Raw genomic sequence first — 25,667 nt, forward strand, 5'->3', positions numbered from 1 at the left:
TTTGCAAGCTTCATCATTTGGCAATTCTTTTATAAAGTTTAGTATGCTTTGTCCTTCAAATACTTCCATAACGACTGTTTTTAAAGACATAAAAATACAGAAACTAAATGACTAACTCAATATATTTATTCATTGCTTATTTTATAATTTGATAAATTTTACTGATGATTTTCCAATCGCTGCCGTCCTTAACCACTGTAAACATATCTGCATATTTGTCAGATCCAAACTGAGATTCGATTCTCACTATTGCTACATCACCTTCTACATCTAGACTAGTCAATTTGTAATTTGCTTCCATTGGCTCCGCTGCAGAAAATCCGTCAAATAGTGCTTGTATAGGAACACTTTTTAATACTCCATTTTCAGACCACGACATTGTTGCGGTTGATGCAAATGCTGGTTTTGCAATATTCCCATCCCCTTTTTTTCCTGCTTCTACATATAAATCTATTGCTTTCAGGATTCCTTCTTTTTGTTCTTGATTGTTTTGCATAACTTCTGTTTTATTGTTTTGATTATTTTTATCTTGACAGGAAACTAATAAACCGCCAATTGTTAATGCTGAGATAATGGTTAAGGAAAATATTTTTTTCGTAATTTTTCCGATGCCCTGCCTAAAGCCATCAGCATTAAAACCTGCGGAATTTAGAACTGCGTTTCTTCTTCCTGGAATGTTTTTCATAAATCGTTCTGTTTTAGTTGAATATTATTAATTTTTGAACATAATTTACTGTGTTGCCTGACAGAATTCGTTAAGTTCAATTTCTAAAACAAAGGTACAATGGCTAAAGCGTGACGTTTTTTCTAATTAGTCCAAAGATTTTTACTAATTAGTCCTTTTTTAAAGTGGAAAATTAAATGTGGAAGTTTCTCTATTAATAAGATTTATCATAAAAACTTTTAATGAGAAATTGAGAATAAGATGTAAGATTTAGGACTGTGATTCAAATAATTGAATACTGAAATTTTATCGAAGCTGATTTAGTGCTTCAACAATCACTAACGAGAGATACTTGGTGCCTGTCCGTGGAATTCTTTGTATATTCTTGAAAAGTGAGACACATTTTCAAATCCTAGGGAATAACATATATCTGAAACCGATAAAGCAGTAGTTTCCAGCATATCTTTTGCTTTTTCCAATCTCTTTTCTCTGATCCAGGTTGCAGGAGTAGCATTGTATATATTTTGAAAGTCTCTTTTAAAACTCGACAGACTTCTGCCGGAAAGATAAGCCAGTTCAGAAACAGAAACTGGTGAAGCATAATGCTGTTCCACCACATTACGGATATCAGTTTTTACAGGCTCGTGCAACTGGAGAATTTGTAAAAACATATTTCGGTTACATTCTGCAACATCATAAAGTAATTCCATAATCTTCAGGCGAAGCTGTCCGGGATGAACAACAGAATGATCAAAAAAGTAAGGCTTTAGAGAATGGGCGAATGCAACCAAACATTCATTCATTGGGTAAACTCCTGTCTTAATTTCTCCCTCAGGTTTTGATACCTTAATTTCTGAGGTTGATAAAAATGTTTTTAGAACATCATCTTTGATACTGAACATAAAACTATCGTAAATATTATCATTTTCAGCATTTCCGAATTTATGATACTTTACAGCAGTTGCTTTTTTAAGCAGAATCATATCATTCTTGCCAAGCTTATATTCCTGTTTTCCATAAGTCAGAACAACGGATCCTTCCAGTACAATTAGGAGTAAATGCTGTTCTAAGTACATGATTCCTTTAGCTTCAGTACTGTGTATGCACTGCTCAATTACAGAACAGCCATCTAACATCAGGAAGTTTTGCGGCGCATCGCAGCCAATCAAAGAAGTTGGAACTTTAATCATTTTTTTCATACTACAACTATTAAAGCTATAAAGCAGTTTTAATTTTGTTTTGGAAATTCTTTTGGAGTTAATCCTGAAATATTATAAACTTCAGCTACAAAGATATAAGCATTAAGAAAAATATATCTTCCTTTTTAGTCCAAATATTTTGCTCTTTTAGTCCTAATACAATTCATCCATTTGTAAGTACATATATTAACCTTACAGCTTCTGAAGCCGACAAACAGCTAACTCAAAAAGCAAAAGTAGCCGGAAGACTTCTTGATATCACATTACTGGATTCATTAATTATAGCTACCGAATCCTATTATTCCTTTGTTTATAAATTCAAACTATGATTATCTCTAAAAAGATTTTCAAAAAAGAATATAGAGTTTTCAGTATATATTTTAAGATGCAAGCGCAACAATCATATAATAATCCTCAATAAAGTGGTTAGATATTTGAATGCTTCCCGCTACTAGAAAAGCTTCATAGAAATATGAGGCTTTTTTTCATGCCATAGAACTAAAAGATTAATATCCTCGCAGTCCAAGCATCGATTCCTATAAAAAACAGCCGCAAGATTGATCCTGCGGCTGTTTTTAGTTTTAAAATATAAAATTCAGAAAATTACAAATCGTACCATTCTTTTTCAGAAGATTTTGAATTGCTGCCTAAAATAATTTTCAAAGTATATCTTTCTGCTTCTGATTTCTTTAATTGGTGTGTCCATGGCGCTCTTTCTTTTGGTTTAAAACCTTCACCACTGCATTCGTATTCCGCAAAAAAAGCGGTTTTTTCATTATCAGTATTACCCCAATTGTCCCATGCTTGCGGAGCAATTTGTTTAGGCAATTCACATTTTATAAATACTGATTTTGCCCACGCTCTCCAAGGTCGGCCAAGGTAAAGCTTGTCTACTTCTTCATTCACAATCACTTTGCAATCCAAAAAGACAAAACCAAATTCTTTGTCTTTTGGAGTATTTGGAGCTGTAATATAAGAGTTTGCTTTGCAAAAAAGTGTACAGTTTTTAAAGACCGCCGTTGCAGGTCCAAATAGAAAATCAGTGGTACCTTCGATATAACAGTCTACAAAAAATTGTCTTGAATATTCGCCACCATGATAGATGGTATCTTGATTTCCTAAAAATTTACAATTCTTAAAAACAGCTTTATCAGCATCGACATACAAGGCTACCGCCTGCCCTACCCGCCCGGCAGAATTGGCAAACGTAATATTCTCGGCCTTGAATCGGTTTCCGGATATTTTAGCCGTATAAGAATCAAAAGTTCCCATTTTTCCTCTACCGGAATAATCATTATAGGTTATAATAGTTTTCTCTACACTTTCCCCAATAAAAATAACATCGGTATTATTAGCCGACAATTCTATCTTTTCGTTGTAAACACCATTTTTAATATACAAAGTAATTGGTGCCAAAGGAAACTTTCGCATCGCATCTATCGCATCCTGAATGCATTTATAATCGCCACTGCCATCTTTAGCAACAACAAATTGGTATTTGTATTTTTCGGGATTTGCTGTTTGCGCAAAAAACAATTGGGTAACGAATAGAAAAAACAAAATGTATTTTAGTCTGATTGTATTTTTCATGAAAATAATTGGGTTTAATTTTTAATAGTTGTATTCAGTTCTTTCATTCCTTCAAAAACAAGCCGGGCTACCTCTATTGCTCCTTTAGTTTGAAAATGGGTATTGTCTTTTTGTCCGTCTGGATAGGCTTCATATTTGCCTGCCGGGAAATTCATAAAATAATTTTCAGCCACAAAAGACTCTCCTTTTTTAGTGAAATAATCCATTGATTTTTTATTCAAATCGATACATTTTACGTTCAACTCTTTCGCGACATCTTTCGCTGCCTGATCGTACAATCCGTGAACATTTTGTAATTTTCCATCTTTCCAAGGATAGTTTCTGGCTACTGGTGTTAAGATAATTGGAACAGCTCCTTTTGATCTGGTTTGGCTGACAAACAATCTCAAAAATTCTTTGTATCCTTCAATAGTCACATATCTTTCGGTCATGTTTTCGGCAGCATCATTGTGTCCAAATTGCATCAAAACCAAATCATCTTTTTTAAGATTTTCATACACTGCCCGCCATCTTCCTTCCTGAAAAAATGTTCGTGTACTGCGACCGCCTCGAGCTCGATCATCGACAAAAGCACTGTCTGTTTTAATTAATTTATTCACTTTTTGCAAACTATCTTTAACTAAATATTGCTGAAAAACCTGTCCCCATCCTGTAACCGGATATCTGGTTTTCATATAATCTTTGCCTGGTTCATAATTATTAGCATAATCTGCCATAGTCGAATCGCCAACTAAATAAACCGTTACGTGATTTTTTTTCACACTGAAAGCCATTATAAAACTAGCTGTCACACAAATTACTGGGACTATAAATTTCATTTTCATTTATTTAAAAACTTTAATTAAAAAATTATTGATATAATTCACTGTTGGATCAATCCAGGGATTAAACAACCAAAACGTATGGAGTTGGATATCAAATTTATGAACTTCAGTATATATTCCCCAATCTTTCATCATCCCGACTAACTCATCCTGACCTGCATGAAATCTTGGAAAACCACTATTGACAAACAATATAGGACAAGATTTTTCATTAGCCCAAAAGATAGGAGAAGCATCTTTCCAAATTTCCGGTTTTTCATAAAAAGTGCCTCCTAACCATTGTACATCTGGCGAGTCTGCTTTTCGATTTAAATTAAGAGACAAAGGCGCCATAAAATCGACCACTCCGTCCAAATCTACGATGGCTTGTATGTCACTCGAAAAACCTAAATTTCCCTGATTCCCTTCCTTTGCTTCCACTCCGTTTGTCAATCCGACCAACAAAGCCAATTGTCCACCTGCCGAACAACCTGAAATGGCTATTTTGTTAGGATCAATTCCATATTTATCTGCATTGGCGCGCATCCATCGTACTGCCGATTTTATATTAAAAACCGCTGCCGGATATTTGGCTTCCTGCAACAATTGGTATTCCACACAAACCGTTACAATTCCTTTGGCTGCTAATTTTTGAGCCATTGGCACTTGCAATGCTTTATCTCCTGCTCTCCATCCTCCGCCATGAACCATGATTAAAGCTGGATATTTTCCTTTTTTCTTTGGCGAAAAAACATCAAGATGCAAATCTCGGTCTCCAAAAGAAGTGTTTTTTAATGTGGTATAAACCAAGTTCCGACTTTCATTTACATTTTCCGGTAATACATCTTTGGCAGGTGTTATTTGCGGAAAATTTTTCAGGTATTTCTTGTATTCATTTTTTACCGTAAAAGAGGTGTCTTTTGGAATCTTAATCGCTGTTTGCTGAGCTTTTGCATAAAAAGAAATAAAAAGAACCAGGCAAAATACATTTTGAAAAAACTGCTTCATAGCATTAAATTATTTATTAAAAACTTTAGTCAAAAAATTGTCTATGTATTGAATTGTTGGACTAAACCAAGGCTCATACAAACAAAATGAATGTGGCGCTCCTTCGAATTCTTTAACTTCAGAATAGATTCCGTTTTTATCCAAAACCTTGATGTAATCTTCCCTACCCGCATGCATCCAAGGCACAGCACTATTGATAAAAAGTGTTGGCGGTGTTTGAGCACTTACATAACTCAGCGGCGATGCGGTTTCCCACAATTTTGGATTTTCTACTTTCGAATAACCAAACCAATAGGTTCCTGCCGAAATTCCTTTGCTATCATCTCCTTCACGACCATCTGTATGTACAAAAGATAAGGTTCCATCAATATCCACTACTGCATTGGCATTCGATTTTGCCTCTAAATTACAAGAAGTTCCTTCAAATAACGGCATATTCGCCGTTGTCCCCATAAAAGAAGCCATTTCGCCTCCAGCGGAAAAACCTAAAACAGCAATTTTATTGGCATCAAAATTATAAGCTGTTGCATTTTCCCGAACCCAACGAATCACTGCTTTAATATCATAAATAGCTGCCGGAAAAAGCGCTTCGGTAGAAAGACGATACTCTGGTGTAAAACACACATACCCCAAACTGGCTAACTTTTGCGCCATCGGATAATGCTGTTCCCTGCTTCCGGTACGCCAACCACCACCGTGAATAATGATGATTGCTGTTCGTTTTGAATTTGCCTTTTCAGTATTGTAAAAGACATCCAAATTCAATTTGCGTTTCCCGATTTCGCAATAGCTAATATTTCGTTTTTCTTTAACCGAATTAAAATGAAATTCAGTAACAATCTTGATAGACGGATGCGTTTTTACATCATATTTATAAGCATTTTTAGTAGAATAAGACGAATCTCTAATTCCAGTTACTCCTTTATAAGATTGACCATAAACTTTGCTTAGAAATACTATTGAAACAAACATTAAAACATATTTAAATCTAAACAATACATTGGTAAAAGACTTCATATCCATATTGATTGCACACAAAATTAAATTAAGAAAAAAACCCATGTATTTTAGAAAAATCTAGGAACACATGGGTTTAACCAACTATTTATTAACCAAATTTATTATTTAATTCAAAGGATATCCTGGATTCTGTTCTAGTTTTGGATTTGCAGTTCTCTGTTCCTGTGGAATAGGATATATTCCTCTAAAAGTAGCCGTTTGAGTTGTTTTGAATGCCCATGTTCCGGTAAAATAAGTACCAAAACGAATCATATCTCTTCTGCGATGACCTTCCCAAATCAATTCTCTGGCCCTTTCGTCTTCAATGTTTTTCAAAGTTAAACTTGATAAAAGAGAAGCATTACTTCTACCCCTTACTGTATTCACCAAATTCAATGGAGTATCAGCGATTGTTGTAGTACCTCCTCTAAATAAAGCTTCAGCCTTTATCAATAAAATATCAGCATAACGCATTAAAACCAAATCATTATCAGCATTAAAACCAGACCAGGATGTTCCGATAGGAGTGTATTTTAGCACTTTATAACCTTCATTATCCTCGGCACTGATTAAACTCTGAACTGCAATTATATTTAATTGGGTTCCATTTGGATATTTTAAAGGCGTAACACCATCTAAATAATATTGTGGTCCATACTCAATTAACGACTTACGAACATCCTGATTTTGATATCTGTCAAGAGCTTCCTGATATGTACTGTATCCATTTGCCGGTGTAAAAGGCAGATTGTACTTTAATTTATCTAATCCATTTTGGGTATATAAGATAAACTGATTATTACCTGCATTTTGTGCTGGTGAAATTGAAAAAGAAGAAATTATTTCTTTTGAATTTTGCTCATTTGTTGACTTGAAATTATCAACTACAGCAGCCTCCAAAGAATATTTATTTGTACTGATAATTTTATCACACATGGCAACAGCTTCCGTCCATTTAGGAGTTCCTGTATATACTTCGGCATTCAAATACATTGTTGCCAAAGCTCCATAAATAGCTTCTTTTGTAAACCTTGGATAATAACTTGCTTTGTTTACAGTAGTTATTGAAGGCAGATCTTGTATAGCTGCTAACATTTCTGTTTCAATAAAAGTAAACACATCTTTTCTTGGGGTATTTCCAGGTAAATTATTCGGGTCAATTCTGGCTACAGTAACCAGTGGCACATTGCCCCAAAAATCCATAGCATAAAAATAACCATAAGCACGCAACGCTCTTACCTCGGCTATCAAGCCTTTTAAATTTGCGCTATTTGGCGACGCCTGCAAACTTTCTAAAACCGCATTAGCAGTACCAATTTCCTGAAAAATATTTTTCCAGGCTCTTCCACAAGTAGCATTTGCAGGAGTTACTGTATGCGTTATTATTTCAATTTGATTCTGATCAAACCATCCACCACTCGCTCTTCCAGGCACGATAAACTCATCGGTTCCAAATTCGGCAATACGCCAAGGATCACCAATATGAGCTACTTGCGATAAAGATTGATAAACTCCTACAACAGAAGAAAGTGCTTCTGCTTCATTATTATAATAAGTGTCAGGTGACAAACTTCCGAACGATTCTTCATCCAAATTGGTGCACCCTGGCAAGCAAAGTGAGACAATGAATGAACACAATATTAATTTGATGTTATATATTTTCATGATAGTACTATTTATTAATTGAAATTATGCTTAAAATGACACACTTAATCCAATGCTCACTGTTTTAGCTTTTGGGTAAGCTAAGTAATCCACTCCTATAGGAGCGACTCCAGAACCAGAAACATCTGAATTAACCTCAGGATCTAAACCAGAATATTTTGTAAACAACAACAAATTCTGTCCAGTAATAAATAATCTTGCATTAGAGATTGAAGGAACATTTTTAAGATTTAAATCATAGCCTAAAGTAATGTTGTCTAATCTCACAAAAGAGCCATCTTCAATCCATCTGGAAGAATATTGTTTTGGCTGACTTCTTAAAACACCACTTGTAAGTGCTTCTTTAAACACATTTCGTCCAGGAAGATTACTCAAATACCCTAAGTTATTAGCAGTTAAATTAAACACATCATTCCCAACAGATCCTCTAAAATTAAAGCCTAATGAAAATCTTTTATAGCTCAATGAGTTTGTAATACCAAATGTAAAATCAGGCTGTGCTGAACCAATAACTTTCATTTCCGGATCAATTATCTCAACACCATTCTCAATCCCTTTAAATTCTCTTCCATAAAAAGTCCCCACAGGTAATCCTGGTTTTATAAGCTGAGCATAAATACCAGCCGTCAAACCTTGTCCTTGCAATGGAGCAACCTGAATATTATCTCCTTTGTATAAGCTGTTAGAAAGACTTAATACTTTATTTCTATTTCTAGTATAGTTAATAGAAGTACTCCAAGTAAAATCAGCTTTTTTAATGATATCTGCAGAAATTTCTAACTCAATCCCTTTATTCTGTACACTTCCTACGTTTGCCAATTGTGTACTGACAGCTGTAGGTGAAGGCACCGGAATACGCAATAAAAGATCAGTAGTTTTTTTAACGTAATAATCAACACTTCCGCGAATTCTACCATTCAATAACGAATAATCAATACCCGTATTAAACTGCGCTGTTTGTTCCCATTTTAAATCAGGATTAGCATATTGCAATGGTAAAACAGTAGTGATTCTTTGACCACCAACAATATATCCGGCAGAAGTAGCTCCAAGTCTTGTAATTGAATTTAAATTTCCAATTTCCTGATTTCCTGTCACACCATAACTGGTTCTGATTTTTAAATCAGAGATGGTTTTTGACTTAAAAAATTCCATGTTAGAAACTCTCCAGGCTAAAGATCCAGATGGGAATACTCCCCATTGATTTCCTGAACCAAATCTACTTGAACCATCTTTTCTAATAGTTGCGGTAGCAAGAATTTTATCGTCAAAGTTATAATTCACTCTACCATACATCGAAATTAATTTATTACTTCCTTTAAAAGAAGTTACACCTTGATTAGTACTGGCAGCTTGTAAACTATACCATCTGAATTCATCTGATAAAAACCCTGATACGGCATTACGGATTCCTTCATTTACAAAATATTGGTATGAATAACCCGCAATAGCATCTACACTATGTTTCCCAAATGAGTTATTATATCTCAAAACAGTTTCTAATAACTTACTGAAATCTTCTAATTTTTGAACACTGGCATATCCACCCATTCCTTCACCTAGCGGATTGGATTTTTTAATATATGAATTTCTATTGATGGCTTGGTTTGTATAACCTAAATTCACATTTACACTTAAAGGATTGAAAATCTTGTAAGTGGTTGATAAATTCCCCAGAAAACGATTATTGGTAACTTCGTCTAAAACATCATTAGAAAAAGAAACCGGATTAATTCTATAAGGAGGAACATGATTGTAGTTTCCATTAGCATCATAAATTGGATAAGTAGGGTTAAAAACATAAGACTCATAGTTGATACTCGTTCCTGCTTCACTTCCTACAGTATTGGATACCGGTGAATTATTAGAGAATGTTTGTCCATAATTCACTCTTAAATCAAATGTAAGCCTATCATTAAGTGCTGTGTGGTTAACATTAATTCTTGCATTCGCTCTTTGTAATTTTGAACCAATTAAAACACCTTCTTGATCACCATATCCTAATGAAGCTCTATATGCAGTTTTGTCTGAGCCTCCTGAAAAAGATAAATTGTAATCCTGTGTTTTTGCAGTTCTATAAATTTCGTCTTGCCAATTTGTGTTTCCTCCTAAATCAGAAAAAGTCAAACCTAAATCGGTATTTACTTTTCTATACTCATCTGCAGACAAAACATCTAATTTTTTTGAAACTGTCGAAATCCCACCAGTAACATCAAGGCTCACTTTTAAATTCCCAGATTTTCCTTTTTTAGTTGTAATAACAATTACACCATTTGCTCCTCTTGAACCATAAATAGCTGTTGAAGAAGCATCTTTCAAAACAGTTACTGACTCAATATCATTTGGATTAATTGTCATCAAAGGATTAGTTGGTTCCTGATCAAAAAAGTCAGTTCCATTTCCTCTGATATTTGCTGAACTCACTCCCGCTGTAGTAGAAATTGGAACACCATCAATAACATACAAAGGATCATTTGTTCCTGTTAACGAAGTTCCTCCACGAATGATTACTGTATTAGATCCTCCTGGTTTACCACTATTCTGAGCAATTACAACACCGGCCATTTTTCCTTGAATGGCTTGCTGTGCGCTTAATTGTGGTCCTTTGTTAAAATTTTCTGATTTTACAGAAGAAACAGAACCCGTTAAATCTTTTTGTTTACTTGAACCATAACCTACAACAACAACTTCTTCTAATTTTGCGGTTTCTGGCAGAAGTTGGAAATTGATTACTGACTGATTATTAAGCTTTATTTCTTTGGTTCCATATCCTATAAATGATACAACCAAAACACTCTCATTTGATGGTACTTTTATTAAATACTTCCCATCAAGATCAGTCTGTGTCGCAATTTGAGTCCCCTTAACAAGAATACTGGCTCCCGGAATAGGCTGATTATTCTCATCGGTTACTTTACCCGACACCTTTATTTCCTGGATAGCTTTTTCTTCAATGGGCTTTTCTTTCGCCTCAGTATTCACAGCCTCTTTAATGATAATATTCTTATCAGCTGTTATTTCGAAATTCAAATTACGAGATTTGAAAATCGGAGTTAATAATTTAGAAATTTCAATAGTACCTTTTTTCAATTGCACCTTTGGAGCATCTTTAAAAAAGTCGTTAGGGTAAATAAAACTGTAATTGGTTTGCTTTTGAATTATTTTAAAAACTTCTTTGACCGATACCAATTGATTTTCTTCAATCGATATTTTTGCCTGCGAAAAGGAGGTTTCAGTATTGAAACTGAAAACGGTTGTACAGAATAGAATTAAAAATGTTTTCATCATAATCAATAGAAGCCGTTTTTGAAATTCAAAACGACAATTAATAGAATTAATTTTCATAGTTTTGTGGTTGTTAGTTGAACAATAGTTTAATTAATGTATAGGGAGGGAAGTAGTTAGGCAACCGCAAATTATCTAAACTACTACCCCTCTTTTTTTTTATTTCAGTATCAAAATTTTATTTTTAAATTCATATTTTTTTATAATTCCGGAGTTTTTAATAGATCTTAAAATCTCATCAATATTTCTGTCTTTTATTAAAACCCCGTTAAATTGTTCTTTTTTGATGGATTCGTTTTCAAAAACAACCTGGATATCATACCATCTCGACAGCACTTTCATAATTTCATCCAGTGGTTTATCTTCAAAACTAAAAACGCCATCTTTCCAACATATTTCGCTATAGACATCTACCTTAGCTATTTTCACCTTATTGGTTTTAAGATCAAAATTGGCGCGTTGATTTGGAATTAGGTTTTGCTTCACATTAGCAAACTGCATTTCGACTTTCCCTTCTACTAAAGTGGTAGAGATATTCGAATCGTCTTTGTATGCTTTTATATTAAATTCGGTACCTACAACGTGAATTTCCTGCTTCTGTTGGAATACTGTAAAACCTGCCCCTTTATGAGCTGTACTTGGAGACACATCAAAATAAGCTTCTCCATAAACTAATTCAACTCCTCTGGTTTTTCCTTCTACAAAATTTACCGGAAACTTCAATTTGGTTTCTGAGTTCAGCCAAACTTTTGTACCATCAGAAAGAGTGATAGCAAACTGCCCACCTCGTGGAATAGTCAAATAATTATACGCTACTTTTTTTGATGCTGAATTGGATTTGTTATACAGTAATTCTTTGCCTGTACTATTTACGTTTTTATTATTGTAAGTTTTACCTTTTTCTAAAACAACAGTAGAACCATCCTCTAAAGTTAGCATTGCTTTATCGGTGCCAACTTCAATTTTGTTAGGAACCGCTGCAACAACAGCATTTGGTTTTTGTTGATTAAAAACAGTTGTAAATGTTATGAATAAAACTACTGATGCTGCTACAGCATATTTAAAGAAAGGTTTTTTGTATAGTGGAATTACTTTGCTTGTCTTATTCTTGTCAAAATCCAATTCTAATCGGATTTTTTCATAAATCCTTTCTTGTACATCTTCTTTGGATCCTAAATGAGCAGGCCAATTTTCGATTTCCTGATTATTCGAAAAGAAATTTAATAGTTTATCTAACTCACTTTTAGTTATAGAACCCTCTATAAGTTTAGTAACTAAGTCTGAAAAATATTGTTGGGGATTTAAACTCATCTGTTCGTTTTTTGTATGCTTATATAACTAAGTCTCCAAAAAAACGATTCACACCTGCTCTATTAGTAAAAATTTTTACTTTTTTTTATGCATATCAAATTTTTACTTTAAAAAAAGTGCGATAAACTCAATACTCACCGCCACTCCAAGCGATTCTTTTAAAACTTTCAAAGCTTTAGAAATATGACCTTCAACGGTGCGTTGTGAAATATTTAACTGCTCAGCAATCTCTTTATTAGACAACATATTTTCTCTACTCAGCTTATAAACTTCTCTACATTTATCTGGTAAGGAATCCACAATAGCATCTAAATGATAAATTAATTCCTGATGCATCAATTTGGTTTCAGGATTAGAAGTTTCGATTTTACTCTCAAAATTATCAAACAACTCATCTTTAACCATTTTTTTATTTTTATTAAAATGATCATAAACCTTATAAACTGTACTGGTATACAAATAACTCTTCAAAGAAGCTTTTATCTGCAACTTCGCCCTTCTTTGCCATAATGAAATAAATACTTCCTGAACAATATCTTCACACACTGACTTATCTTTAACAAGGTTATAAGCAGCCATATACATGATTTCCCAATATTCTTTATAAATAATCGTCAAAGCTTCTTCTTCGTTTTCCTGAAGACGCTTAACAAGATCTATGTCATTGTATTTATTTACAAATGCCATTCAAAATATACTTTAAGGGTTAGTGGGTCAAATCTAAAAATAAATAATCAATTTTCGAATATCTTAAAATTTTAACATAATATTTTATTAAACACAGAGAACAATCCCTACAAACATTGAAGATTTTATAGTTTTAAAAATTATTATTCAGTAAAAAAATCCAACTGCTGAAAAACAGGAACTAACTGCCTGCCTTTCTCCGAAAGCTAATATTCAATATGAACTGGTTACTGCCAAATAACTTTCTTTTCTAAAATACCAAATTCTCCCATTTCACGCAAGGCTGTTGTGATTGACTTTATAACTAACCATAGATTTATAAAATATCAGGCAATCAAATCTATGAAAATTCATTTTCTACTACATTAATCACAATATCAGAAAAAAATGACACTTACTTTCTAAATGTTATTATATTTACAACTCATAATTTTCAAAAATCGCGGTGCTATGACTATTTTCTTATTGATATTACTTTTTGGTTTTTTATTCTATATCAAAACAAATATTGACTCAAAATTTGATAGAACAGAATATGAATTTAGAGAATTGAGCAGAAAACTAGATTTATTAAAAGCAGCCGAAAAACTTTCTGAAAAACCAATTGCAACTCCGGAAACAACAAAACCTCCGCTAGCTGTTGCAATCGAAAAACCAATAACCCCTGCTCCTATTGAAAAGGAAACAATTCTTGAAAAAACAGAAAACGTTATTCAGCCAATAGAAACAGTTCCGACTCCAAAATTTGAAGAACCAAAACCATACATTCCTGTAGAACCTGAGAAAACTTTCTGGGAAAGATTTAGAGAAAACAATCCGGATTTAGAGAAATTTATTGGCGAAAACCTAATTAACAAAATTGGAATTTTAATCCTGGTTTTAGGGATTAGTTATTTTGTAAAATATGCTATTGACAAAGATTGGATCAACGAACCCGCTCGTGTGGGAATTGGCATGCTTGCTGGTGCATTAATCCTGGGAGTTGCACATAAATTACGTAAAAAATACGCTGCTTTTAGCTCTGTTTTTGTAGCTGGTGCCATTGCCGTTTTCTATTTTACTATTGCTATTGCTTTCCACAGTTATCATTTGTTTGGTCAAACCGTGGCGTTTATTATTATGGTACTTATTACCGCATTTAGTTCACTCATTTCACTTTCTTATGACAGAAAAGAACTGGCTGTATTATCACTAATTGGCGGATTTTCAGTTCCGTTTATGATTAGCACTGGCGAAGGAAACTATGTAGTATTGTTTAGCTATATCCTCATATTAAATATCGGGATTTTAGCGTTAGCGTATCATAAAAAATGGGGAATCATCAACATCTTGTCTTATGCTTTTACCGTATTGTTGTACGGCGGTTGGTTATTCAATGAACTCGACGAAAAAACACCTCATTATCTTGGTGCGTTAATTTTTGGATTTGCATTTTATATCGTTTTTATACTCATCTCCATCATCAATAACATCAGAACCAAAGGACTTTTTTCTGCAACAGAATTAAGTATTTTAGCCAGCAATAGCTTTTTGTTTTATGCTGCCGGAATGGTGATTTTAGAAAATTTCCATCCTGAACTTAAAGGAATATTTACCACAGCATTAGGATTATTGAATTTTGCTTACGCCTGGTTTTTATATAAAAAAATGGGACTGGACAAAACAGCAGTTTATCTATTGATTGGATTGACACTTACCTTTATAACACTCGCCATTCCAATACAATTTGAAGGCAATTTCATTACTTTATTTTGGGCTGCACAAGCCGTTATTTTATTATGGTTGGCTCAAAAATCAAAAATAAATTATTACCGATTCGCTTCGGTTATTGTTCAAGCTTTAATGACAATTAGTTTGTTGATGGATTGGAAAGCCATCTATCTATCTGATCTTACGTTACCAATTGTTTTCAACAAAATATTTTTAACGGGTATTTTTGCCGTTGTTTCCTTATTTGCTGCCTATTATTTATTAAAAGACGAAGAGAAAAATCAACAGCAATTCGGAATCACTTTCAACCCAAAAGAGTACCGTTATTTTATAAGTATTATTGGAATTGTAATCGGTTATTTGGTTGGATTATTTGAAGTAAATTACCAGGCTAATCTTCATATCACAGGAGTAAATTCGGCTTTTACGCTTCCTGTTACTTATCATTTCATCTTTAGTGTTTTTATTTTTAATCATTTTTGCAAAATCAAAAATACGGTTACTAACCAACTTGCTAATATTATAGCGATTGTCAATATTGTATTGTTTACATTTTTCTTCTCTAACTATTCGTTTTACGAGCACGAACAATACATTGCAACAGGAATTCACCAAAGAATTGGATTCTATTTACACTATATTTTATTAATTATCACCCTGTTTTTTGGTTATAAGTTGTACCAAATCAATACTGAAGATCCAGTTTTCGAAATTTTTCAAAAAAAATTCATTATTTGGATTGCCGCATTTTTCATTGTGTATTTAGCTAGTACCGAATTAATGCTTCACGGTTTGGTGTTTTCAAATTCCCCAGTTACAGTCCAAGATGTTCAATCTAGTCCTTTTTACAAAGATTACACAACAGCCAATTTGCAATATCTAAAAGAACAAATCGCTTTTGACCAAATACAACTAAGCCAAAGCCAAATTATAAAAACAGCATATCCTATTTTATGGGGAATTCTTGCTTTTGTTTTCCTAATTATTGGAATTCGAAAACATATTAAAAACCTACGAATAGCGGCTTTAATCTTATTAGGAATTACCATTTTAAAATTATTTTTTTTCGACATTAGCAATGCTTCCGAAACTGGAAAAATAATTGCCTTTATCTTATTGGGAGTTCTAATTCTAATTATTTCATTTGTGTACCAAAAATTAAAAGTCTTGGTTCAGGATGATAATAAAAACCACGCAAACAATGAAACTGAATAATTTTTTAGCATTTTTAATTTTGGTTACAAACGGAATTTTGGCACAATCCAACACAACTGCAAAAATCAATGCTGTAGCCAAAAATGGTTTGCATAAAATAAGTTTAGCTGCCGAAATTCGTTCTTTTTCGAAAGAAGACCTGAGTGATTTCAGAATTCTTGATGGCAAAGGAATTGAAGTACCTTATTACATCCTGCAAGGAAATAAAGAAAGTACATCCAGCCTTTTTTCGGAATTTAAAATACTTTCCAGAACGGCAATTCCTAAGAAAAAAACCACTATTATTTTTGAAAACGATAAAACATCTATTTCCGAAATCGTACTGTCAATAAGCAATTCGGATGTTAAAAAACCCTACAGCATTAGCGGCAGTAACGACCAAAAAGAATGGTTTGGATTAGTCAACAAAGCAGTTTTAAACGAACTTGAAAACATTGAAGATGTAATTATTTTCAAGACAATTCCGTTACCGCTTTCCTCCTATCGTTATTTAAAAATCGACTTAAACGACAGCATAACACTACCTATAAACATCTTGAAAATCGGCCTTTTTACCCATAAAACCAATGCTGCTGAATTAGTTGAAATCAAAACAAAAAGCATTAAAACAATGCAAATCCATGCGCAGAAAAAAACGCTGATTCATGTTGCTTTTAAGTATCCGCAAATTGTCAATCAAATTAATTTCACGGTATCCGATCCTAATTTGTTTCAACGCAACGCCCGAATCTATATCAATAACAAAACGGTTATAAAACATAAAACCAAAACTTACCAAGAAACACTATCCAATTTCGAATTGAATTCCAACCAAAAGAACAGCTTTACAGTTCAGCAGCTTTTTGAAAAAGATTTTTTTATAGAAATTGAAAATCACGACAATCAACCTTTAACTTTTGCTAAAATCCATTTTTTTCAAAATCCAATAACTATAATTGCTGACTTGAAAGCCAACGAAAACTATAGTATCCAAACGGGAAATCCTAAACTCAATCGCCCAGAATACGATTTAGAAAATTTTAAAAACAACATTAATACTTATTTACCTGAAACTACAATTCATGACATCGATCATCTTACTGCTAAGAAAAATAAAATAAAAAACCAGTCTTTCTGGCAACAAGCCTGGTTTATGTGGCTTTGCATTGGCTTAGGCGGAATTGCAATTGTGTTTTTTACTGCTAATTTGGTAAAGGATATGAAAAAACATTCGTAAACAACAATCTACAAAATTTAACTTACTTCAATTTCGCTATTTCAGAATAAAATTCTATTTTCGTAAACGATTACGGAAAAATGAAAAATAAAATAACCATTAGCGACATTGCCAAAGAATTAGGAATTGCCCCTGCCACAGTTTCCCGTGCGTTGAGTAATCACCCTGAAATAAGTGCCAGTACCAAGAAAAAAGTCAAGGCAGTTGCCGAACGCTTACACTACACACCTAACAAAATGGCTTCTTCACTACGCTCTGGAAAAACAAAACTCATTGGCGTTTTAATCCCAACAGCAGAGCATTTATTCTTTGGTTCAGTAATTCACGGCATTTCAAATTTGGCCAGCCAACATGGTTATGATGTTTTAATTTATCAATCGAATGAATCAGAAGAATTTGAAAAAAAGGGAATTGACACTTTTATTGGAGCCAGAGTCGATGGTATTCTAGTTTCCATTTCTAAAAACACCACTGATTTTTCTCATTTCCAATCGGTTAAAGAGAAAAATATTCCGATTGCTTTTTTTGACCGAACCAATGACGATTTAGAAATTTCTTCGGTTTGTATTGATGATTATTTGGGCGCATTCATGGCGACGGAATCCCTAATAAAATCAGGATATAAAAGGATTGCTCACATTTCCGGACCTCAACACATCAAAGCTTTCACAGAAAGAATTCGTGGTTACAAAGCCGTTTTAGAGCAATACAATATTCTTTTCGACACCAACTTAATTTACAACGGAGATATCAGCATTGAAGCAGGGAGAAAAGGCGTTCAATATTTTTTAAATTTAGAAAACAAACCAGACGCCGTTTTTGCCGTAGAAGATTTTACGGCTCTTGGCGCTTTGAAAGAATTAAAGGAAAGGGAAATCCAAGTCCCGAATGAATTTGGAGTCATTGGTTTTTGTAATGATTTATTCGGGGAACACATCACTCCTTCGCTATCAACTGTTGATCAAAAAACGGTTCAAATGGGCGAAGAAGCCTTCAACCTTATCTATGAATTGATTTCGAAAAAAGGAGAAAAAACAAACTATCAAAAACGAATACTGACTCCAACATTAATAACCAGAGAGTCATCCAAAAGAAACTAAAAAAATTAACAATCACCGTAAACGATTACGTAAAACTAAAAAAAATGACATACCAACCAGCAGCAAACCGATATGAAAATATGGAATACCGCAGATGTGGCAACTCAGGATTGAAATTATCTGCATTTTCATTAGGACTTTGGCACAACTTCGGAGAGACCAGCGACTTTGAAAACAGCAAAAACCTGATAAAAACGGCTTTTGACAATGGAATTACCCATTTTGATTTGGCTAATAATTACGGCCCGCCTCCAGGATCAGCAGAAACATGTTTAGGAAGAATTTTAAAATCAGATTTCAAAAATTACAGAGACGAAATGATTATTTCGTCTAAGGCGGGTTATACCATGTGGGACGGTCCTTATGGCGATTGGGGTTCTAAAAAATATTTGGTTTCCAGTTTAGACCAAAGTTTAAAAAGAATGGACTTGGAATATGTAGATATTTTTTACCATCACAGACCCGATCCGGAAACACCTTTAGAAGAAACCATGGCGGCTTTGAATTTAATCGTTCAACAAGGAAAAGCCTTGTATGTAGGTATTTCAAACTATCGTCCAGTCGAAGCTGAAAAAGCCTTTAAAATATTAAAAGAAATGGGAACACCTTGCCTGATTCACCAGCCTAAATATTCGATGTTTGAACGTTGGGTCGAAGACGGACTTTTGGATTTATTAGGAAAAGAAAAAGTGGGTTGCATTCCGTTTTCTCCATTGGCTCAAGGATTATTGACCGATAAATATTTGAACGGAATTCCAGCCGATTCAAGAGTAGCCACCAGCGGACAATTCCTGAATGCCGATCACATAACTCCTGAAAGACTTGAAAAAATTATAGCACTTAATAACATTGCAAAAGAAAGAGGTCAAAAATTAGCTCAAATGGCTTTGGCCTGGATTTTGAGGGATGAGCGAATCACTTCGGTATTGATTGGTTCCAGCAAACCCGCACAAATTATAGATTCTATTAAAGCCTTAGAAAACTACAATTTCAGTACGGAAGAATTGGAAAAAATTAATTTAATTTTAAAATAACATGACTGTCCGCTAAGCGGACTAAATAAAAAAATAGGTCACAGATGGTACTGATTGAACAGATAAAAACGGATTTTTCATAACTCTTTGTAAATCATAATCTGCGATAATCCGTTAAAATCAGTTTCACCTGCCTGTCGGCAGACAGGTCTGTGTGCCATTCTCAACAATCGGTATAAGAAACGGATAGTCATATAAAATAAATCAACCTAAACCCAACCAAAATGAAGAATTCAAAAAACATAAAAGTCTACAGCCTTTTATTCTTTTTAGCCTTTGCAACGACCGTTTTCGCTCAAGGGAGACAAACCATCAATTTTGATGCGAACTGGCAATTTACAAAAGGAGAAATGGCTGGTGCTGAAAAACCAGAGTTCAACGATAAAAGCTGGAGAAATCTTGACGTTCCACACGACTGGAGCATTGAAGGTCCTTACGACAGAGAAAATCCAACAGCACGTGGCGGAGGTTATTTACCAGCTGGAATTGGCTGGTACCGCAAAACTTTTAAAGTTGATGCTGCCGATGCTACTAAATTATTCACTATCGAATTTGATGGTGTTATGGCCAATAGCGATGTCTGGATTAATGGAAAACATTTAGGTAAACGTCCTTATGGCTACATTAGTTTCAGTTATGATTTAACGCCTTATTTGAACTTTGGAAAAGACAAAACCAATACCATTGCCGTTAGAGCTGACAATACTATTCAACCCGCTTCCCGTTATTATACTGGCGCTGGAATTTACCGTCATGTACGTTTGGTTGCTGTCAATAAAACACATTTCAAACATTGGGGAACACAAATTACAACTCCTAACCCAACTGCTAAAAAAGCAGTGGTAAGTATCAAAACTGAAATTGAAAACAAAGGAGCTGCCGGAACTTATAAATTACAAATTGAAGTGGTAGACAACACTGGAAAAGTGGTAAAAGCCAGCGAAAGCCAGGAAAATATTGCAGCCAATAAAACCAACGAATTATCCAAAGAAATTGAAATTCTAAATCCTAAATTATGGGATATTGAAGAACCGAATTTGTACACTGTAAATACCAAATTGTATTCAGGAACTACACTGGTTGACAATCAATCTATTACTATTGGCATAAAAAATGCCGAATTTAGAGCCGAAACCGGTTTTTGGCTGAACAACAAAAATTACAAAATAAAAGGAGTTTGCTTGCATCATGATGGTGGAGCGGTTGGAGCGGCAGTTCCGCTTGGCGTTTGGAAAGAACGTTTGCAAAAATTAAAAGAAGTGGGTGTAAACGGAATTCGTACTTCACATAATCCTGTAGCGCCAGAATTTCTTGATTTGTGTGACCAAATGGGATTTGTAGTTATGGATGAGACTTTCGATACCTGGACGGCAGCCAAACACAATGGTGAAAAAGGATATAATTTATATTTCAAAGAATGGTGGGAACAAGACACCAAAGACATGATTTTAAGAGATAGAAATCATCCATCGATTGTGATTTATAGTATTGGAAACGAAATTCATGACGATTTAAGCTATCCGGAAGGTTACAAAAAATACAAGATGCAGGAAGATGTGGTAAAAAAATACGACAATACCCGACCGGTAACGATGGCACTTTTTAGACCTGGAAACTCTAAAGTATATCTTAGTGGTTTTGCAGAGCAAATGGACCTTGTAGGTCAGAATTACCGTGAAAACGAACTGATTGCCGCTCATGAAGCACATCCAACCTGGAAAGTAATTGGTACCGAAAATACGCATGTAATTAATCAATGGTTAGCCTTAAGAGACAAGCCGTACATGGCAGGACAATTTTTATGGACGGGTTACGATTATTTAGGTGAAGCCGATTGGCCAGAAACGACGAATAATCAAGGTTTGTTTGACAGAGCCGGAAACTGGAAACAACAATCTTTACAAAGAGACAGCTGGTGGTCAGCAAAACCTGTGGTGCATATTGTTCGAAAATCAGATAATGCGGGTGCTGGTTTTTGGGTTTCTGATTGGACGCCGAGCGACTTTGACACTTATGATAATGCCAAAGTAAATGTGTACAGTAACTGCGAAGAAGTAGAACTTTTCCTGAACGATAAATCATTAGGTTCACTAAAAAAACCAGCAGACGATTCGCCAAGAGAATGGAATGTTACTTTTGAAGAAGGAACTATAAAAGCTATTGGAAAAAACAACGGAAAAGTGGTTACTCAGGAAGAACATACTTCTGCCGGAAAACCTGCTAAAATTATTTTAACTCAAAGCAAAAGCACAGTTGCTAACAACTGGGACGATGTCACTTTTATTACCGCAACTATTGTAGACGAGAAAGGAATTCGTTGTGCCAATGCTGATAATTTGATAAATTTCTCTATTACGGATTCAGGTAAAATTATTGCCGTTGACAATGGAAACATCATCAACCACGATGGTTACCAAGGTCAGAAAACAAGAGCCTATCAAGGAAAAGCCATTGCGATTATTAAAGCCACAAAAGACAGCGGTAGCATTTCAATAAAAGCGGATGTGGATGGTTTGACACAAGGCGCAACAACGCTTAGTATTGTTTCTGAGAAGAAGTAATAACATTTAATTTTTTTATACTCTAAAAGTACAGTGCAAGCTGTACTTTTTTTGTTTTATAGAAGTACGAAAAGTTTTTCAATAAATAAAAAGTCCTTTTGATAATTTGTAAGATTTTTTAATATCTTCGTTATAATTATAAAGTCTATCATTTGTCAGACATAGCCACCCTAATACGGGGATATAATTCTGTTTATGTTAGTAGTATATACAAGTTAGCCGTCAGTATACCCAAGAATTCTGCAAAAAAAGAACTTAAAAAAATGGTTTTTAAATTATTTCAGTAGAAGGCGGAAAACCATAAAGCATTTTAATTTCAAACAAATAAATTTGAAAACTTAACATTAAAAAACAATAATCTAAAGTAAAATTATGGCAGTATTTGCAATTCCCAATCCAAAGAAAACAATTCAAGTAGATTTCCCAATAGAAAAAGTTAAATTAAGTGTTCAAAATATTAGTTTAAGAAACGACAAATATAAATTTTCAAAAGCAAACGAAATTTTCAATCAATATACATATGAGTCTTTAGAATTTTTGAGTTTAGGTGTATACATAGACATAAATCTAAACAAAATAAATGAGGATAAAACTGAAATTACTGTTGAAATCAGACGAAAAATAGGAACATTTAACCAATCTCACGAAATAACAAAAGCGAATCAACATATTGAAAAAACTTTTGAGTGTATAGCTTTCTTAACAACAAAAAGTCCAGAAGAAATTGAACAATATAAAACAACTCAAACTGCTAATAATGTAGCCAACAATTCAAATAAGTATTCCAAAAATAATTTTAAAAGCGGAGAAGAAAAACCTTGGTATGAAAAAACAGGTTTAGTTATTCTTTTATGTGTTCTATTTTTCCCTGTTGGTATTTATGCTCTTTGGAAAAACTCGACCATATCGAAATTTTGGAAAGTTGGAATTACTGCAATAATTGCCATAATAGTTATGGCAAATTTGGGCGATGATAAAAAAAATGATACAGCTACATCTGAAAATGAAAAAATCGCGTCTGAAACGAATAAAAAAACGGAAACAGTTTCAGATTTAGAAACTTTAAAAACTAAACTTAAAAACAATATCAAAAGTTTAGATGAAGATGACTTAACAAGTTCTCCATTAAAATCTGCACAAGATTTCACAATTGCAGTTGCAATATTTAAAGCATATGCAATGACAATTAATGAAGCAAAAACTAATAAAGATAAAGAAGTACAAAGTTTAATATCTGAATTAGAGAAAAAAGTTGTGAAATCGCAAATCAAAAACTTTCCTAAATTAAGAAAAGCATATTATGAATTCATAAAAGGAAAACTTTGGGAAAATGATATAGAAGTTAGTCTTTCAGGTAAGAATAATCAAAAGTTAAGCTTTACAGGAGGTTATTTTGTAACTAATAGAAACATAAAAAGCACACAAGAATCATTAAATGAAATGTTAAATTATTTACATTTTAAACAAACTCAGTATCGTTGGTATTCAAGACAAGATGAATATACTTATTACGATATTGAAAGCGATAATGACAACAAAATTAAAGCGGAATAAACAAAAAAACCGAACGGCTAACAGCTACTACAGCGGATTTGGGTATTTGACTTAATGGGTAGTTAGTTTTGTATTTGGGATGATTTGGAAAATCCGAAAATAGGGCTTAATTTAATCCCAAACCCGCTGTAGTGCAAGAACGTTACAAGCAACCCTAACAAGATAACGGCGATAATGAACCAACAGAATTACATCAACACATCATAAAACAATAGGTTCTTATACTTTAAAACAAACCGTTTTATTACTCAATTAAAAGAAATTTTATCTCTAAAAAAACAAAGAAAAATGAAAAAAATATTATTAGTTACAATTATGTTGGTTGGTGGTTTTGTTATGAATGCACAAGTCCTAAAATATGAGCAAGTTAAAAATGCACAAAAAAAGAGTGATATTAATAAAGAAGATATCACAGAATATATCAGTGAAGACGGCACATCTTTTAAAATAGGTGATGTACTTAAAATTGACAAACCTACAAACGGGCAAATTTTCTCGTCAATGACAATTAGAATGACAACTTTTGAAATGCTTGCACTTAGTCAATACGAACAAAAGAACTTCGATTACAATGTTTATTCTAGAACTATTGCAAAAACTGCATTGAAAATTAAATCTTTTGTAATTGAAGGAGATAAAAAGAAAGGATTTTCTATATCTGCCAATTTAGATGGTGTTGGACATAATATTCAAGTTAGATTAGAATATGGTATTGAAATTGGAGAAATTGGCGAACATAAAATGACTTCGGAAGAAGCTATGGCAAAACTAAAATCTGAAAAAGATAAATTGGAATTAGGTCTTATTACATCCGATGAATATAATTCTAGAAAATCAGAATTAGTTAAATTTATAAAATAACAGCACACAAAAGGCCAGCTTGTAGCGCGAGAACGTCTGGCTGTAAAAAACCTCTTCAAATTGAGAAAGTATTCGGAGGGCTACCAAAGAAAAATCTCAAATATGAGATTCTCAAGAGGTAGATTTTAGTTTTTTCACAGACTGACGTTAGCAGCAATTATAAACACTGCATCGTACCAAAAACATATTATCAAAATGAGGAAATGTATTTTACTATTTATTGTCAGTTTGACTTTCTTAAACATTAGAGGACAAGCAACTTTTGAACACAACTACCTTGGAGAAGAATTTACTTTATATAAGGGTTCATTACTTAAACTTATTGACAATCCAATATCAGGATTTAACTACGCTTTTTATCCGGACTTAAAGTATTGTCAATCTGCATATGATAACAACGTTATCTATCCAGACACAAAATACAATTTTGTTACAGTAAAGGACTCACTAAAGAACAGAATATTTGTAGTTGAAGACATTATTGATAAAACAGGAAAAGAATGGAATGAAGCATCCAAAACAGATTACTTTGCTAAACCTCTATTTGTATTGAAGGATACTTTAAGTGGACAAAAAATATATTATAAGTATGATAAAGAATACGAACATAATTTTCCATTCAATACATCAAAAATAAACTATCCAACGGACTATTTCTGTTCAAAAATTGACAAGCAAATAGACGAATTTACGAATGAAATAAAGTTTAGTTCACCAATTATGAGTGACAGACAATTATCACCTACGATAATTTACAAATACATCAATAAAGGTAAATCAGTATACTATTTAAGTCTTAGAACTTATGGAAGTACCGTGAATGTAAATGAAACAGGAGTGATAATACTATTCCAAGATGGGACAAAATGGTCGAGAGCTTCAAAAATAGATGTTGAAGCAGAAAGTAATAGTTATCAATACTCTGCATTTATTACATTAACACCAGCCGACCTAATTACATTTTCAACCAAAAAAATTAAAAAATTCAGACTTTATATTTACGATGAAGAAGTCAATTCAAGTGATGCAGAAAAATTTAAACTTTACACAAAATGTATAAAGACGGCAAAATAACTGCTGCTAACAGTTAGAGTTTCGTTGCGTGCGCAGCACGAACAATGAAACTCGTGTTGAACGGAACCGATTACACATCCGTCACACTATGGAGTTATCGTAAAATAAATTTGTAGATTTTCAAGAGGATT

General features: G+C 33.5%; 19 protein-coding genes. 9 read left to right on the forward strand and 10 right to left on the reverse strand.

The annotated features are described in order from the left end of the window. Positions 1-136: 136 nt before the first annotated feature. Positions 137-685 (reverse strand): nuclear transport factor 2 family protein, encoded by a 549-nt coding sequence (locus tag GTZ96_RS16700; RefSeq protein WP_161645048.1) that lies wholly within the window; start codon positions 683-685, stop codon positions 137-139. Positions 686-1,002: 317 nt separating this feature from the next. Continuing rightward, positions 1,003-1,854, reverse strand: a complete 852-nt coding sequence (locus GTZ96_RS16705) for an AraC family transcriptional regulator (RefSeq protein ID WP_181033221.1) — start codon at positions 1,852-1,854, stop codon at positions 1,003-1,005. 194 nt (positions 1,855-2,048) lie between these two features. On the opposite strand from GTZ96_RS16705, the gene GTZ96_RS18250 reads away from it, so the two are divergent. Next, positions 2,049-2,192 (forward strand): JAB domain-containing protein, encoded by a 144-nt coding sequence (locus GTZ96_RS18250; RefSeq protein WP_394368023.1) that lies wholly within the window; start codon positions 2,049-2,051, stop codon positions 2,190-2,192. Between the two features lie 274 nt (positions 2,193-2,466). Here GTZ96_RS18250 and GTZ96_RS16715 read toward each other — a convergent pair whose 3' ends face one another. The 8 genes from GTZ96_RS16715 to GTZ96_RS16750 all read right to left on the reverse strand — a co-directional run bounded on the left by GTZ96_RS16715 (position 2,467) and on the right by GTZ96_RS16750 (position 13,211). Further along, the gene (locus tag GTZ96_RS16715) at positions 2,467-3,453 is read right to left on the reverse strand and encodes a pectinesterase family protein (protein ID WP_161645050.1); all 987 of its coding nucleotides are present in this window, start codon (positions 3,451-3,453) and stop codon (positions 2,467-2,469) included. Positions 3,454-3,467: 14 nt separating this feature from the next. Further along, the gene (locus GTZ96_RS16720; RefSeq protein ID WP_235973035.1) at positions 3,468-4,271 is read right to left on the reverse strand and encodes a rhamnogalacturonan acetylesterase; all 804 of its coding nucleotides are present in this window, start codon (positions 4,269-4,271) and stop codon (positions 3,468-3,470) included. 6 nt (positions 4,272-4,277) lie between these two features. Beyond that, positions 4,278-5,264 carry an alpha/beta hydrolase gene (locus GTZ96_RS16725; protein WP_161645052.1) on the reverse strand — a complete coding sequence of 329 codons (987 nt, stop codon included), beginning with the start codon at positions 5,262-5,264 and terminating at the stop codon, positions 4,278-4,280. Positions 5,265-5,273: 9 nt separating this feature from the next. Further along, positions 5,274-6,236 (reverse strand): alpha/beta hydrolase, encoded by a 963-nt coding sequence (locus GTZ96_RS16730; RefSeq protein ID WP_161645065.1) that lies wholly within the window; start codon positions 6,234-6,236, stop codon positions 5,274-5,276. 153 nt (positions 6,237-6,389) lie between these two features. After that, positions 6,390-7,928 carry a RagB/SusD family nutrient uptake outer membrane protein gene (locus GTZ96_RS16735; RefSeq protein WP_161645053.1) on the reverse strand — a complete coding sequence of 513 codons (1,539 nt, stop codon included), beginning with the start codon at positions 7,926-7,928 and terminating at the stop codon, positions 6,390-6,392. 30 nt (positions 7,929-7,958) lie between these two features. Beyond that, positions 7,959-11,273, reverse strand: coding sequence for a SusC/RagA family TonB-linked outer membrane protein (locus GTZ96_RS16740; protein WP_207720203.1), 3,315 nt, complete (start codon positions 11,271-11,273; stop codon positions 7,959-7,961). Between the two features lie 99 nt (positions 11,274-11,372). After that, positions 11,373-12,524 carry a FecR family protein gene (locus GTZ96_RS16745; protein ID WP_161645054.1) on the reverse strand — a complete coding sequence of 384 codons (1,152 nt, stop codon included), beginning with the start codon at positions 12,522-12,524 and terminating at the stop codon, positions 11,373-11,375. Between the two features lie 102 nt (positions 12,525-12,626). Next, on the reverse strand, positions 12,627-13,211 hold the full coding sequence (locus tag GTZ96_RS16750; protein WP_161645055.1) for an RNA polymerase sigma factor: 585 nt from the start codon (positions 13,209-13,211) through the stop codon (positions 12,627-12,629). A 450-nt stretch (positions 13,212-13,661) separates the two neighbouring features. On the opposite strand from GTZ96_RS16750, the gene GTZ96_RS16755 reads away from it, so the two are divergent. The 8 genes from GTZ96_RS16755 to GTZ96_RS16790 all read left to right on the forward strand — a co-directional run bounded on the left by GTZ96_RS16755 (position 13,662) and on the right by GTZ96_RS16790 (position 25,536). After that, positions 13,662-16,136, forward strand: a complete 2,475-nt coding sequence (locus tag GTZ96_RS16755) for a DUF2339 domain-containing protein (RefSeq protein ID WP_161645056.1) — start codon at positions 13,662-13,664, stop codon at positions 16,134-16,136. Then, entirely contained in the window at positions 16,123-17,352 is a 1,230-nt protein-coding gene (locus tag GTZ96_RS16760) for a hypothetical protein (protein ID WP_161645057.1), read from the forward strand. Before GTZ96_RS16755 ends, GTZ96_RS16760 begins: the two co-directional genes overlap by 14 nt. Positions 17,353-17,432: 80 nt before the next feature. Continuing rightward, entirely contained in the window at positions 17,433-18,452 is a 1,020-nt protein-coding gene (locus GTZ96_RS16765) for a LacI family DNA-binding transcriptional regulator (RefSeq protein ID WP_161645058.1), read from the forward strand. Positions 18,453-18,496: 44 nt separating this feature from the next. Beyond that, positions 18,497-19,486 carry an L-glyceraldehyde 3-phosphate reductase gene (gene mgrA, locus GTZ96_RS16770; RefSeq protein ID WP_161645059.1) on the forward strand — a complete coding sequence of 330 codons (990 nt, stop codon included), beginning with the start codon at positions 18,497-18,499 and terminating at the stop codon, positions 19,484-19,486. Positions 19,487-19,710: 224 nt separating this feature from the next. After that, entirely contained in the window at positions 19,711-22,047 is a 2,337-nt protein-coding gene (locus GTZ96_RS16775) for a glycoside hydrolase family 2 TIM barrel-domain containing protein (protein ID WP_161645060.1), read from the forward strand. A 372-nt stretch (positions 22,048-22,419) separates the two neighbouring features. Continuing rightward, positions 22,420-23,601 carry a hypothetical protein gene (locus GTZ96_RS16780; RefSeq protein ID WP_161645061.1) on the forward strand — a complete coding sequence of 394 codons (1,182 nt, stop codon included), beginning with the start codon at positions 22,420-22,422 and terminating at the stop codon, positions 23,599-23,601. Positions 23,602-23,889: 288 nt separating this feature from the next. Further along, complete coding sequence (locus GTZ96_RS16785; protein ID WP_161645062.1) at positions 23,890-24,462, forward strand: hypothetical protein; 573 nt, start codon at positions 23,890-23,892, stop codon at positions 24,460-24,462. A gap of 195 nt (positions 24,463-24,657) precedes the next feature. After that, positions 24,658-25,536 (forward strand): hypothetical protein, encoded by an 879-nt coding sequence (locus GTZ96_RS16790; RefSeq protein WP_161645063.1) that lies wholly within the window; start codon positions 24,658-24,660, stop codon positions 25,534-25,536. The last annotated feature ends 131 nt before the right edge of the window (positions 25,537-25,667 follow it).

Source organism: Flavobacterium undicola (assembly GCF_009909155.2).
Classification (GTDB): Bacteria; Bacteroidota; Bacteroidia; order Flavobacteriales; family Flavobacteriaceae; genus Flavobacterium; species Flavobacterium undicola.

Bases quoted from the DNA above. Each gene is read 5' to 3' on its own strand.
- GTZ96_RS16700 (WP_161645048.1), bottom strand. From the start codon at position 685: ATGAAAAACATTCCAGGAAGAAGAAACGCAGTTCTAAATTCCGCAGGT.
- GTZ96_RS16755 (WP_161645056.1), top strand. From the start codon at position 13,662: ATGACTATTTTCTTATTGATATTACTTTTTGGTTTTTTATTCTATATC.
- GTZ96_RS16760 (WP_161645057.1), top strand. From the start codon at position 16,123: ATGAAACTGAATAATTTTTTAGCATTTTTAATTTTGGTTACAAACGGA.
- GTZ96_RS16750 (WP_161645055.1), bottom strand. From the start codon at position 13,211: ATGGCATTTGTAAATAAATACAATGACATAGATCTTGTTAAGCGTCTT.
- GTZ96_RS16730 (WP_161645065.1), bottom strand. From the start codon at position 6,236: ATGTTTGTTTCAATAGTATTTCTAAGCAAAGTTTATGGTCAATCTTAT.
- GTZ96_RS16735 (WP_161645053.1), bottom strand. From the start codon at position 7,928: ATGAAAATATATAACATCAAATTAATATTGTGTTCATTCATTGTCTCA.
- GTZ96_RS16740 (WP_207720203.1), bottom strand. From the start codon at position 11,273: ATGAAAATTAATTCTATTAATTGTCGTTTTGAATTTCAAAAACGGCTT.
- GTZ96_RS16765 (WP_161645058.1), top strand. From the start codon at position 17,433: ATGAAAAATAAAATAACCATTAGCGACATTGCCAAAGAATTAGGAATT.
- GTZ96_RS16715 (WP_161645050.1), bottom strand. From the start codon at position 3,453: ATGAAAAATACAATCAGACTAAAATACATTTTGTTTTTTCTATTCGTT.
- GTZ96_RS16705 (WP_181033221.1), bottom strand. From the start codon at position 1,854: ATGATTAAAGTTCCAACTTCTTTGATTGGCTGCGATGCGCCGCAAAAC.
- GTZ96_RS16720 (WP_235973035.1), bottom strand. From the start codon at position 4,271: ATGAAATTTATAGTCCCAGTAATTTGTGTGACAGCTAGTTTTATAATG.
- GTZ96_RS16780 (WP_161645061.1), top strand. From the start codon at position 22,420: ATGGCAGTATTTGCAATTCCCAATCCAAAGAAAACAATTCAAGTAGAT.
- GTZ96_RS16785 (WP_161645062.1), top strand. From the start codon at position 23,890: ATGAAAAAAATATTATTAGTTACAATTATGTTGGTTGGTGGTTTTGTT.
- GTZ96_RS16745 (WP_161645054.1), bottom strand. From the start codon at position 12,524: ATGAGTTTAAATCCCCAACAATATTTTTCAGACTTAGTTACTAAACTT.
- mgrA (WP_161645059.1), top strand. From the start codon at position 18,497: ATGACATACCAACCAGCAGCAAACCGATATGAAAATATGGAATACCGC.
- GTZ96_RS16790 (WP_161645063.1), top strand. From the start codon at position 24,658: ATGAGGAAATGTATTTTACTATTTATTGTCAGTTTGACTTTCTTAAAC.
- GTZ96_RS16775 (WP_161645060.1), top strand. From the start codon at position 19,711: ATGAAGAATTCAAAAAACATAAAAGTCTACAGCCTTTTATTCTTTTTA.
- GTZ96_RS16725 (WP_161645052.1), bottom strand. From the start codon at position 5,264: ATGAAGCAGTTTTTTCAAAATGTATTTTGCCTGGTTCTTTTTATTTCT.